This is a genomic window from Bacteroides sp. Marseille-P3684, assembly GCF_900291465.1.
In the GTDB taxonomy this organism is placed as follows: domain Bacteria; phylum Bacteroidota; class Bacteroidia; order Bacteroidales; family Bacteroidaceae; genus Phocaeicola_A.
The window spans coordinates 502,385-515,105 of record NZ_LT985808.1; the positions used below are offsets into that span (position 1 = coordinate 502,385).

The following is a 12,721-nucleotide window of genomic DNA, read 5'->3' on the forward strand; positions in this document are numbered from 1 at the left end:
ATTACAATTTAAGTGGTTAGAAACTGATTCTCAATCCCAGCGAGTAGCTGCGCACCGTGGGGTAGGATGTCACGTCGCGTCCGCCTCCGGCAACGCTGTAGGGGTCATCGCTCACGGCAGGGTCAGGACCGGGATACGACGTGAGGGTGAAGAGGTTGGTTGCCGTGGCATAAATCGACATGTTGTTCATACGGAACTTCTTGACGAGGGAAGAAGGCAGCGAGTAGCTGAGCGAGAGCGACTGCAGCTTCAGGTAGGAAGCGTCATAGACATTCAGGTTCGTCAGGAAGTTGGTCGTGTTGTAGACGCTCAACGGACGTCCGGTGATGTGATCGGGAGTAGATGCGTTCAGAACACTCGTACCACGGTTTGCCATGGAGTTGAACAGCATGTCGGTCACATCCTTCTGATAGATGAGGTCATTCCCGTAGGAGTAGGTGAACGCCGTCAGCAACGACCAGTTCTTGTAGCTGAGGTTCATGGTGAAGCCGCCATAGAAGTCGGGCGTGCAGTTGCCTATCACGTCTTCATAGTACATGCCGGTCTCATCGAGCGCCAGCTCTACCGAACCGATGCCCAGGTCCGGAGCAAACGAAGTCCACATGGCATAGCGTGACTTGTAGTCGTCCAACTGCTCCTGCGTGGTGATGATGCCCACAGCCTTGCGTCCGCAGAGCAAGCCCAGCGACTCGCCTTCACGGAAGACGGTTGTACCCAGGTTGAGGGCATTGCGGTCGGTATCACTGGAGAAGTTGTCGCCTTGCAGCTTCAGGACCTTCGAAGCGTTGTGCGAGATGTTCGCGCTGATGGATAATGTCCAGTCCTTCGTGCGGACAGGCTCACCGTAGACCTCAAACTCCACACCCACGTTCTCAATCTTGGCAATGTTGCTCGTGATAGAGGCATATCCGCTGCTGGGCGGCGGGGTGATGTTCAGCAAGGCTCCGTCCGTCGTCTTGTAGTAGTAAGCCAGTGTTCCGCTCAATCGTCCCTGGAAGAAGGAGAAGTCCAGTCCCAGGTCCTTCTGTACGGTACTCTCCCACTTGATGGCGTCGTTACCCAGCTGCTCGGGATAGAGCGCGCTGACACCGGCATACGCTCCGGCTGCATAAAGCGTACGGAACATGTGGTCGGAGATGTTCTGCGTTCCGGTCTTTCCGATGCTGGCACGGAGCTTCAGCTCGTCAATCCATGCAACATCCTGGAGGAACGGTTCCTCGGAGATGCGCCAGGCGATGGCTCCGGAAGGGAAATAGCCCACACGGTTATGCTTGGCAAACTTCGACGATGCGTCGCTACGCCCGGTGAAGGTCAGCAGGTAACGGTCCTTGAACACATAGTTCATACGCAGGTAGAAGGACAACAGCGAAGTCTGGTACAGAGGGTTGGCACCGTCGACCGAAGCTGCTACCGAAGCAGAACCCAGGTTGTTGAGGAAGTCGTCGTCGGGATAGCCCTTGCCGCTTGCCGAGAAGTAGCTGCTGCGCTGTTCCTCCCACGACGTACCGAGAACGGCATCCACACGATGGTCTTCGTTGAAAGCCTTGTTATAGGTCAATGTGTTCTCAAAGAAGATGTCGGTAGCGATGGTCTGCGCCTGCGAACCCTGACCGCCTTCCGAAGAGGACGAACCATAGTAACCGCCCATGTTGACGTAGCTGGGGATGTAGTTCAGCTGGTTATAGTTGTTGTAGTTGACCGAGACGGTACTCTTGAACTTGAAGTCTTTCAGGAAGCTCAGTTCGGCATACACCGAGCCGTTGAACGTATAGGTCTTCGCCTGGTTGGTGCCCGATGCCACTGCCAGCGGGTTCTGGTAACCCATGTAAGTCGCTCCTACACCACCCACCTTGTCATAGTTGGCATACGTACCGTCCTCGTTCCACGGGGAGAGGATGGGCGGTGCCGAGATAGCCTGGCTGTAGACACCGTTGGTGATGTTGTTCTTCGTGTAGGCATAGCTGATGTTGGTACCCATGCGGAAATGGCTGGTGATGTCGTTGTCCAGACTGATTTTACCGGAGTAACGCTCGAAAGCGGTGTTGATGACCGTTCCCTCCTGCTTGGTATAGGCAAACGAGGTGTAGTAGCGGGTAGTCTGGCTGCCGCCGGTCACCGAAAAGTCCACATTGTGCGATACACCCGTACGCGTCACCAGGTCAATCCAGTCGGTATTGGCATTGCCGATGTTCTCCAGCATGGCAAGCCGGTCGGCATTCGAACTGATGTAGCTGGAGAAATCTGCCCCCGACGATGCCATGTTCGCCAGCATGTTTTCCGTCGACTGTTCCAACGACTGGCGCAGGGCGCTGATGTACTGCTCACCGTTGAGCACCTTCTCCTTCTTCGGCGTGCTGACGTTCATGCTGTAGTTGAAGTCAAACTGGGGCTTCATCCCGCGCCGTCCGCGCTTGGTGGTGATGATGACCACGCCGTTGGCGGCTTTCGAACCATAGATGGCGGTAGCGGACGCATCCTTCAGGATGGAGATGCTCTCGATGTCGGAGATGTTCAGTCCCGCCAGACTGTTCAGACCGCGCATGAACGAACCGGAGATACTGTTGTTGAAGTCATCGCCATAGTTTGCCGCCTCAATGGGGTTGACGATTTCGGTCGACGTCACATAGTTGTTGGATATCTCGGTCGGAATGCCATCGATGACGTACAGCGGGTCCACGCTTCCGTTGAGCGACGAACCTCCACGTACCCGGATGCGCACGGCACCGCCCGGAGAACCGTCTGCCTTGGTCACCTGCACACCGGCTGCCTTGCCTGCCAATGCGTCGTCGATGGTCAGAGCCGGGATGTTCTTAAGTTCATCAGGATTGACCGTAGCTACAGAACCCGTGAAGTCCTTCCGGTTTGATGTACCATAGCCGATGACCAGTACATCGTCGAGGGCATGTGCCGACTCATCGAGCGTCACCACAACGGTCCCTCCGGCACCCAGTGCCACCCGTTCGGACTCATAACCCATGAATGACACGGACAGATGACGGCATTCGCGCGACACGTTCAGGGTGAATGTTCCGTCAGCAGCCGTGATTGTGCCGCGTTTACTGAAAGGGTCCCGCACCGAAGCTCCAATCAACGGAATCCCCGTGGCACCGTCAACGACCTTTCCACGAACAGTCCTTCCGACACCTTCCTGCCGGGTACCTGACGGCTTTAGCGGCTTGATGATGTAGACATTGTTTCCACTTTTCTCATACGTGTACGGCTGGTCGCGGAAGAGCAGGTCAAGAACCGCCGCCAACGAAGCATCGTCGACTGAAAGCGTCACGAGCGGTGCCGTCCGCAACTCCTCATCGCTGTAGACAAACCGTGCCTGAGTCTGCGATTTCAGCTGCTGCAACGCCTGCAACAGCGACACCTTGTTAAGCTCCAACGTCACGTTCCCCGGCGACTGTGCCAGCGAGGGAAGGACAAAAAGGGCTGAGAGCAAAGCCGTTCCGGCCTTGCGCATCGAGTGTTTCATCTCTCTCATAAGCTGATGTGTTTAGTTAGTGATTATTATAGTTCGATCTTCTATCGTGAAGTGTATACGGGTTGTTTTCTCTATCTGTCTCAATAAGGTCTGAAGGGGAACATTGCGGAAGGCAATTCCGGTGAAGAGCCGCTTTTCCAGTTCCGGGTCTTCAAAGCGGTAACTGAAGTCATACCAGCGTGAGAGCTGCCTCATGATGCGGTCCAACGGCATGCCCGTAAATTCGAAGACACCGTCAATCCATGAACAGTAAGCCAGCGCATCGACGGGCTTCTCCTCTACCCTGCCCGACACATGGTCGTGTACCAGCTGGTCTCCCGGCTTCAGCAGGTACGTCTGCCCGCCGGAGACATAAACGACAGCCCCCTCCGTAAGGGTCACGGCGGTGTAACCCTCATCGGCATAGTCGTGTACGTTAAACTTCGTGCCAAGCACCCTCACCACACCATGCCCGGTGTGCACCTCAAAGGGCATCTCCTCGTTACGTGCCACCTGGAAGTAGGCTTCACCGCTCACATAGACCCGGCGCACACTGTCAGACGGCGCAAAAACCACGGGATAACGCAAGCGTGACTCGGAATTGACGTTAATCTTCGTTCCGTCGGCAAGGACCACCGCATATTCGCCTCCACGAGGAACCGTCAGCGTGTGGAAAAGGCTGCGCAGGGAGTCGGCACGCGTGGGCAGGTCATAACGCAACACACCTTTCTCATTGCGCACCGTCCAGGTGTCAGTCTGCTGCTCCACAGCGGAAGCGTCGGGAAATATCTCCACCCCTTCCCCACTCCCTGTCTCAAGCATGGCTTTCTGACTGCCGGGTACAATCTCCGCCACCCGTCCGTCGCCTGCGTCAGGCAACAGATACCACAATCCGCCTGCCAGCACAGCCAGGACCACTACAGCTGCCGCCGCGTATTTCATCAGACGGCGTACACCCAACATGCGACGCTCGTGCAACGGCAATCTTCCCTCAAAACGTGCCCATTCGCGACGCACATCCGCAGGCTCTTCCGCCAGCAGGTCGGTGCGCAGCCGCTCCACCAGGCGTGCATATTGCGCACGGTGTTCAGCGGACGCATCGAGCCAGTCTTGCAACCGGCGTTCTTCCTCGTCGGTCGCTATGCCCAGCAAATGGCGTGTAATGAGGTCAGAGAGTTTCATCGTACTTTAATGGATAAGGGTTGAACAGGCAGGACGACTTTTCAGCCGTCTTGTATCCCGCCTTCATTAATAAAACGCATAACTCCGTAAAGTGGGTGAATGAATTCTAAAAAAAGTTTCTTATTTTTGCACATATAGTAAGAAAAGAGCACAGTCCCAGGATGATAAGCAACGAACTCGCCCCATTCAAAAGATTCTTCACAGACCACTTCAATGCCGTGGTCCGCTTCGCTACGGTGTATACCGGCGATGCTGACGAAGCACGTGACATTGCCCAGGAGACCTTTATCCGCATCTATGAACGATGGGACGACCTGCCGACTCCCGAAGAGACACGCTCATTCATGTACGCCACGGCACGCAACCTCAGTATCAGCCGGCTGCGGCATCAAAACGTGGAAGAACAATATTCTCAGCAACTCCTCGAAGAACACGCCGACCGTGAGGACCCCCAGTTGGCTGAAGAAATGACCTACCAGGAGACGCTCCGCCTGCTCCGTGCAGCAGTAGACAGTCTCCCCCGTCAGTCTCGTCAAATCATCCTGCTCGCTCTCGACGGCAAGAGCAACCCGGAAATCGCTCACCTGATGGACATCTCCGTCAACACCGTAAAAACCCTCAAGCGCAATGCGTACACCCGACTCCGCACCTCCCTCGGTTCCCTCACTGACGAAGAACTCTTCGTGCTCCTCTGCATCCTGACAGCTTCGCAAGGATGGGGCATGTGACAAATTGTCAAACGAAGCGTCCGAGAGTGCCCTTCCTCGCACCAAAATACAAGTTGGTGAGTAAAGAAGGCATTCTCGAGCGATTCGCAAAATACACATTGAAAGCAATCCACTCCAAACGCTGTCTCCGTGGCAGACGGAAGCCTTCCTTACCACCCTCACTCCCATTCAGCCGTTCACCTACCCTACTTTATGATACCTTCCGATTTGTTGACACGGCTCACCTTCTGGAGAATGAAACTCCGAATTTTTTCCTTTCATCTCCCGAATATTTGACTTTCGCGGACGAAACAATAGTGTTTGGCAGGTGAAACTATATTGTTTGACGCGGCAAACTATATTGTTTGGCTCGCGAAACAATATTGTTCCGGGCACGTTTTGTCCATATTCCGAAAATGAAATGTATAGTTTTCTAAAATGCAAGACCTTTCCCGTGCTTTTCATTAGTAGAATTTAGCATTTTCTCTCTGGTTAGTCGGGAGTCCGCAAAATACAAGTTAGCAGGAATATGGCTTTTTCACGCTTTTGTCAAGCAAATGCAGAGGAAAGGCAACGTTATGATATTCGTAAAAGAGGAGAGGAGGGAAGAAGGAGGGTATTTGGCTACACAATCTCCACATTTCCGTTGAAATATAGAACCAAATATTTGAACTATTCAACGGATTCGTTACTTTTGCAGAAGTGCTAAGATGAAGACATGGAGACACAAGAAAACGTAGAACAATTTTTAGTAAGTTTCCATCAGAAAGCTAAGGTGTTCGGCATGATATTCCGCGATGACAGAGGAAAGAACATGCAGACACTGCTAGACTTGGAAATCACACCCAAATATCGGGAAAAAATCATCATGCAACTCCAAAGTTCCGACTATGTAGACGGACCGGTTGAAGACACGCTGAATAATCTCAGTCCGATGTGGGTGTTCGGAAAAGAAATCAAAGGGAAGGAAGTCTATATAAAAATATCCATGGGAATGAGCGGTTCATGCACCATCTGCATTTCCTTCCACATAGCAGAATATAAACTAAACTATAAATTCAAGAAACAATGAAAAGTCCATTTACAGGAGGTGATGTCATTCTTCTTCCCGAAACCAGAAAAGCCATATTCCGAAAAGAAGAATATGAATACACGCATCTGTGTTACCAGTGTGTGGACACCAAAGAGACCTTCACAACGACACAGATGGACCAGATAAATACCCTGCAGGTATACAATCTTTATCGGGTAGAACATAAAATACCTTTCCCCGACGAAATCAAGGATTTACGCCGTCAGTACGGACTCTCAGCCTCTAAAATGTCACGGATACTCGGATTCGGCGACAATCAGTACCGCTTGTATGAAAACGGAGAAATACCCAGCATCGCCAACGGAAGGGTGCTGAAAGCCATCCAACAGCCCGAAGTTTTCAAAACTTTTTTGGAAGCAGCCAAAGACGCTGTGTCCGCAGACGAATTTACGGCAATCATAAGACGACTGGACGAATACCGGGACACTGCCTATGAAAGAGGATTCCTGTATAACCTCATCTACGGAGGAGTCGGACGTAACAAGTATAACGGCTATGCCATGCTCTCCGTCAGCAAACTCAAAAACGTCATGCTCTATTTCATAGAAAAGTTTGGAGGAGTATTTGTCACACAAATGAACAAGCTGCTGTTCTATACCGACTTTTTGGCTTACAAAGAAAACGGTCAGGCTATCACCGGGCTCTCCTTCAAGGCGATAAAACATGGCCCCGTCCCCAACAGATGGGATCGGGTATACGGACTGATCGAAGATGTTTACCAGATTGAAGTAGAAAGCAAAAATGGCAATATCGGCAATAAACTGATGTCAGATATTTCCTTCGACAAAGCCAGCCTTTCAGATGAGCAGCTTACTGTGCTGGACAGAGTGTATGAAACATTCAGAAATGACACGCCAACATCCATCTCAAAAAAGAGCCATGACGAAATAGCATGGATACATAACATCGACAATCAGTCATTGATAGACTTCAAATACGCCTTCTTTATCAAAGCCTTATAGAAGTCACTTCTTCAGATACTCATACCCGAATCGGCAACGGAGGCACTTCTTCGCGTCGCAGTACTCCCGCTTGAGCTGGATGAGCGCCTGGCTGTCGGCGGCATTCTCCACGGAGAGGCCGCAGGACCGCCAGTTGCGGATGATGGCATTGTCCTCGGGCTTGAGCTGCTCCAGAAAGTCGAAGGCACGCTGACGGAGGACGGCATCGTCCTTGTACGAACCGTAGGCGAAGAGGAAAGGGCAGAGGGTGTTGATGATGAGCAGGTCCTGCGTGGCGTGCGTCAGCTTTTTCACCCGACGGGGTGAGACGGACGCAAAGGTGTAGTGCGTGTCCCAATACTCCGAAGTCCGGGCAGTGAGGATGTCGCGCACGGCGTCGGTGTCTTCCGCCTCCAACAGACGGGAGAGGAGGGAAGGTTCGCGGAAGAAGAGCCACGCCATCTGGGCGATGCGGACATGAGGAAAGTTCACGGGACGGGTACGGAGGAAACGCCAGGAGGCTGACTCCATGCGGCGCAGCTCGAACTTATGTGCCAGGTAGAGGTACTCGTGTTGCAGACGCTCGTAGTAGGGGTCACACAGTTCCTCTTCGAGCAATCCTGCCTGACCGAAGAAGAGGGCTTCGAGCTGGAAAAGGTCGTCGCGGTGCTTGTCGAGCGCACGCAGGGGGACTGACCGTCCCCAACGCTCGAAGACGTCGCTGTTGAGACCGAAACCGAAGTTGCGTGCCAACGTGACGAAGAGGGCATCGTCCCAACGGTGGTCACAAGACTCCACGCAGTCCGCCACACGCTGTGCCTTGGCCTCCAGACGTTCATACTGAAGCGCCGTCATCCAGCTGTGCACCGTGAGGGCGGGCAGGGTGGAGATGATGGAGTGACAGGGCGGATAGCGGTCGGCATGCTGCAACCCGTCATACCGTTCGGCAAGGCTGACAGGGTAGGGGAGAAGGAGTTGCGGGACGTGCCGCCCGTGGCAGTCGATGACGTCGGCATCCAGTTCGGCAGCGACATGGAGCACGACGGAAGCATAGGCAGGGTCGGTGTCGTGTCCGTGACGGACCCAGTCGGAAGAGCGGTCGTGTATCTCCACATTTCCCACCCACAGTGTCGTACCGATACGGAGCTTGGCATTGAAAAAATCAGGACCGGCATCGGGGTTCTTCAGTCCGGGGTCAATGACCTCGACCGTCTCTCCTTCACGGGTGCGCAACTCGTGGAGCGGGAAAATCTTGTGTTTCCACGCATAATGCAGCAACTCTTCCATGTTAATTGAGGTTATATAATGAGACAAAACTACAAAGTATCGCCGACAAAACGCTTATATTTGCAGAAATATTTGTGAATGAGCCGACAAGGAAGCTCACAAACCCACAACACTTAAAACGTACAAACTTACACAATCAAATGAAAATAGCACTGATAGGATACGGAAAGATGGGCAAGACCATTGAGCAGATTGCCCGGGACCGCGGACACGAGATTGTGTCCGTCATCGACGTGAACAACCCGCAGGACTTCGAGTCGGAAGCTTTCCGCTCGGCCGACGTAGCCATTGAGTTCACCGCACCTCAGGCTGCCTACGGAAACTGCATGAAGGCATTCGCTGCCGGAGTAAAGGTCGTGTCGGGCAGCACGGGCTGGATGGATGCACACGCCGACGAGATGCGCCGCCTCTGCCGTGAAGAGGGACGGACGCTCTTCTGGTCGTCGAACTTCAGCCTGGGCGTGGCCATCTTCTCTGCCGTGAACAAGTACCTGGCACGCATCATGGACAACTTCCCCAACTACGAGGTGAGCATGACCGAGACACACCACATCCACAAGCTCGACGCACCGAGCGGCACAGCCATCACCCTCGCCGAAGGCATCCTGGAGAACCTGCACCGCAAGACCTCCTGGGTGAAAGGCACGCTCACCGCTCCCGACGGTTCCGTCAGTGGAACAACCGACTGCCGCCCCGAGGAACTGCCCGTCAGCTCCATCCGCGAAGGCGAGGTGCCGGGCATCCACACCATCCGCTATGAGTCGGAAGCCGACAGCATCACCATCACCCACGATGCAAAGAACCGCAGGGGCTTCGCTCTGGGTGCCGTGCTTGCCGCCGAATATACAGCCACCCACGAGGGATTCCTCGGTATGGATGACCTCTTCAAATTCTAAGCGCCTATGAAACGACAATGGATCAAATTCGCCCTCGTGACCGTGCTTTACCTGCTCTTCCTGCTCTGGGTGAAGAGCTGGTGGGGACTCATCGTGGTGCCGTTCATCTATGACATCTACATCAGCAAGAAAATCAAGTGGACGTGGTGGAAGAAGTCGAAAAGCACCACCGTCCGGACGGTGATGAGCTGGGTCGACGCCATCGTGTTCGCCCTCGTGGCGGTCTACTTCGTCAATATCTACGCTTTCCAGAACTATGCCATCCCTTCGTCCTCGCTGGAGAAGTCGCTGCTCGTGGGGGACTACCTCTTCGTGAGCAAGCTGAGCTACGGTCCCCGTGTTCCGCAGACGCCGCTCTCCATGCCGCTGACGCAGCATACGCTCCCCGTGTTCAACTGCAAGTCGTACATCGAGTGGCCGCAGTGGGACTACCGTCGCGTGAAGGGATTCGGACACGTGAAGCTCAACGACATCGTGGTGTTCAACTACCCGTCGGGTGACACCGTGGCACTGAACATGCAGAACACCGACTTCTACAGCCTCTGCTACCAAATCGGTGAACTGACGTGCCAGCAGAGCAACATCACCCTTCCCAACCTCGACAGCATCAGCCGCACCCAACAGCAGGAGGTGTACGGCTTCCTCTACCACCTCGGACGTGAAGCCATCGCCAACGACCCCGCCTACTATGGTGACGTGGTAGCCCGCCCCGTTGACCGGCGCGAGAACTACGTGAAGCGTTGTGTCGGACTGCCGGGACAGACGCTCCAGATCAAGGACCACATCGTCTACCTCGACGGACAGCCCAACAAGGAACCGGACGAAGTGCAGTACGTCTACCACGTGGAGACCACGCAACCCATCCCGATGGAGCTGCGCCACGAGCTGGGCATCAGCGAGGAGGACGCTGCCGACCCCTACCTGCGCAACACCTCCTACACGCTTCCACTGACACAGAAAGCATACAACGCACTGAAGGCGAACACCCGTCTGGTGAAGAGCATCAACTACGTGCAGCCCGGACAGGGGGACTGGCTCTATCCGCTCAACATGCACAAGGACTGGACCGCGGACAACTACGGCCCGGTGTGGATTCCGAAGAAAGGGGAGAGCATCCGTCTGACAGCGGACAACTACCTCATCTACGAACGTCCCATCCGGGTGTATGAAGGCAATGACTTCGAAGTGCGAGACGGCAAGTTCTACATCAACGGACAGCAGACCGACTCCTACACCTTCAAGATGGACTACTACTGGATGATGGGCGACAACCGCCACAACTCCGCCGACTCGCGCTACTGGGGCTTCGTCCCCGAAGACCACATCGTGGGCAAGCCCATCGTGGTGTGGCTCTCGCTCGACAAGGACCGCGACTGGTTTGACGGCAAGATACGCTGGAACCGCCTCTTCAAGATGGTGGACAACATCAAGTAAACTCATTGGAACGGGCAGGTGTGAGGGACACTTCTCCCGGCGCCGCCCGTCCGCTCCAAACAACAACCGATGAAGCAACTCCTGAAAGCTGTACTGATTGCTGCCGCCTTGGTCGTCCTGATCAAGGTGTTCGCTTTTACGTCGTGCACGATTCCGTCGACAGGCATGGAGAACAGTCTCCTGCGCGGCGAACGGGTCATCGTGAACAAGTGGAGCTACGGACTGCGCCTGCCCCTGATGGGGATGACAGGCTACCACCGTCTGGCTGCACGCGGCGTGGAGCGGGGCGACATCGTGCTCTTCAACAATCCTGCAGGCAAGGGGACCATCGACCGACGCGAACTGTTCATCAACCGTTGCATCGGGCTGCCGGGCGACACGCTCATGCTGAACGGACAGCTCATCCAGACACGCGACCAGGTGCTCAGCCCCGACAGCAAGCTGGTGTATGCCTACCCCGGCGAACAGGAAGACCTCGTCGTGGAGGCGATGCGGCGCGTGGGCATCGGCGACAACAAGCTCGTGGGCTTCGACCGGGGCGACTTCCTGCGGAGCTTCAGCCACTATGAAATCTACCTGATGCGGCAGGAGCTGCGCGGACAGGTCACGTTCCGCTCGCTGCAGACTGACACGGCAGACGGGGTGCACCCCTTCGTCGTCCCCGCACGGGGCAAGGCGGTGAAGGTCTATCCGTGGAATGCCAAACTGCTCTGCAACACCATCGTGCAGCACGAGGGACGGCAGGCACGCCTGCAAGGCGACACGCTCTGGGTCGACGGACGGCGCGTGACGAGCTACACCTTCAAGAAGGACTACCACTGGGTTGCCTCGAACAACTCGGTCAGCCTGTGCGACTCGCGCCTCTTCGGCTTTGTCCCCGACGACCACATCATCGGGCGGGCGTCGCTCATCTGGTTCTCCAAGGACACGGAAGAGCCCTTCTGGCACGGCTTCCGATGGAAACGCTTCTTCCGCCTCGTACAATGACCCATTCACTCACCCCTGCAACTCAACGATGATGAAAGACACAATCTACCTCAGTTCCGCCTACCTCGCTCCGGTGCAATACTACACCAAGCTCTACGCCTGCACCAAGGCATGCGTGGAGCAGCACGACCACTATGTGAAGCAGACCTACCGCAACCGGTGCAACATCGCCACGGCGGACGGCGTACTGGCCCTTTCCATCCCCACCGAGAAGCCCGGGACACTGAAGTGCGAGATGAAGGACATCCGCATCTCCGACCACGGCAACTGGCGCCACCTGCACTGGAACGCCCTCTGTTCCGCCTACCGCCACAGCCCGTTCTTCGACTACTATGCCGACGACTTCCGCCCCTTCTACGAGCAGCGGTACACCTTCCTCTACGACTTCAACGAGGCGCTCTGTGCGCTCGTGTGCAGCCTCATCGACATGCAGCCGCACATCGTCCGCACGGACGAATACAGGCAGACGTTCGGTCCCGACGAGGCGGACGTCCGTGAACTCATACACCCCAAGCATCCCTGTACCGACGACCCGGACTTCCGCCCGGTGCCCTACTACCAGGTCTTCAGTGCCCGGCACGGCTTCCTGCCCAACCTGAGCATCGTCGACCTCCTCTTCAACATGGGGCCCGAGAGCCTGCTCGTCCTGAGGGACTCCATCGTGACGGGTACCCGAGCGGCGACAGACAAACGAACCAACAAATCAACAGAACCATAAATTCAAAACA

10 protein-coding genes are annotated in these 12,721 nt (G+C 55.1%); 7 read left to right on the forward strand and 3 right to left on the reverse strand.

Features of this window, described 5'->3' with window-relative positions; translation table 11 throughout:
- Positions 1–16 precede the first annotated feature (16 nt).
- Entirely contained in the window at positions 17–3,487 is a 3,471-nt protein-coding gene (locus C8275_RS02005; RefSeq protein ID WP_106483881.1) for a SusC/RagA family TonB-linked outer membrane protein, read from the reverse strand.
- Positions 3,488–3,499: 12 nt separating this feature from the next.
- A complete protein-coding gene (locus C8275_RS02010; RefSeq protein WP_106483882.1) occupies positions 3,500–4,648 on the reverse strand; it encodes a FecR family protein in 1,149 nt (382 codons plus the stop codon).
- A gap of 161 nt (positions 4,649–4,809) precedes the next feature.
- Here C8275_RS02010 and C8275_RS02015 point away from each other — a divergent pair, with 161 nt between their 5' ends.
- From C8275_RS02015 to C8275_RS02025, 3 genes are all read left to right on the forward strand, one after another.
- A complete protein-coding gene (locus C8275_RS02015; protein ID WP_022384949.1) occupies positions 4,810–5,376 on the forward strand; it encodes a sigma-70 family RNA polymerase sigma factor in 567 nt (188 codons plus the stop codon).
- Between the two features lie 697 nt (positions 5,377–6,073).
- Positions 6,074–6,427, forward strand: a complete 354-nt coding sequence (locus tag C8275_RS02020) for a toxin (protein ID WP_106483883.1) — start codon at positions 6,074–6,076, stop codon at positions 6,425–6,427.
- Positions 6,424–7,410, forward strand: a complete 987-nt coding sequence (locus C8275_RS02025; RefSeq protein WP_106483884.1) for a type II toxin-antitoxin system antitoxin SocA domain-containing protein — start codon at positions 6,424–6,426, stop codon at positions 7,408–7,410. The genes C8275_RS02020 and C8275_RS02025 overlap by 4 nt, the downstream gene beginning before the upstream one ends.
- A gap of 3 nt (positions 7,411–7,413) precedes the next feature.
- Here C8275_RS02025 and C8275_RS02030 read toward each other — a convergent pair whose 3' ends face one another.
- Positions 7,414–8,676, reverse strand: coding sequence for a DUF2851 family protein (locus C8275_RS02030; RefSeq protein ID WP_106483885.1), 1,263 nt, complete (start codon positions 8,674–8,676; stop codon positions 7,414–7,416).
- 140 nt (positions 8,677–8,816) lie between these two features.
- Between C8275_RS02030 and dapB the strand changes: the two genes are divergently transcribed.
- The 4 genes from dapB (at position 8,817) to C8275_RS02050 (ending at position 12,711) form a co-directional block, all read left to right on the forward strand.
- The gene (dapB, locus tag C8275_RS02035) at positions 8,817–9,572 is read left to right on the forward strand and encodes a 4-hydroxy-tetrahydrodipicolinate reductase (protein ID WP_106483886.1); all 756 of its coding nucleotides are present in this window, start codon (positions 8,817–8,819) and stop codon (positions 9,570–9,572) included.
- Between the two features lie 6 nt (positions 9,573–9,578).
- A complete protein-coding gene (gene lepB, locus C8275_RS02040) occupies positions 9,579–11,006 on the forward strand; it encodes a signal peptidase I (protein ID WP_106483887.1) in 1,428 nt (475 codons plus the stop codon).
- Positions 11,007–11,075: 69 nt separating this feature from the next.
- Positions 11,076–11,993, forward strand: a complete 918-nt coding sequence (gene lepB, locus C8275_RS02045; protein WP_106483888.1) for a signal peptidase I — start codon at positions 11,076–11,078, stop codon at positions 11,991–11,993.
- A gap of 31 nt (positions 11,994–12,024) precedes the next feature.
- Complete coding sequence (locus C8275_RS02050) at positions 12,025–12,711, forward strand: WbqC family protein (RefSeq protein WP_106625694.1); 687 nt, start codon at positions 12,025–12,027, stop codon at positions 12,709–12,711.
- Positions 12,712–12,721: the final 10 nt, after the last annotated feature.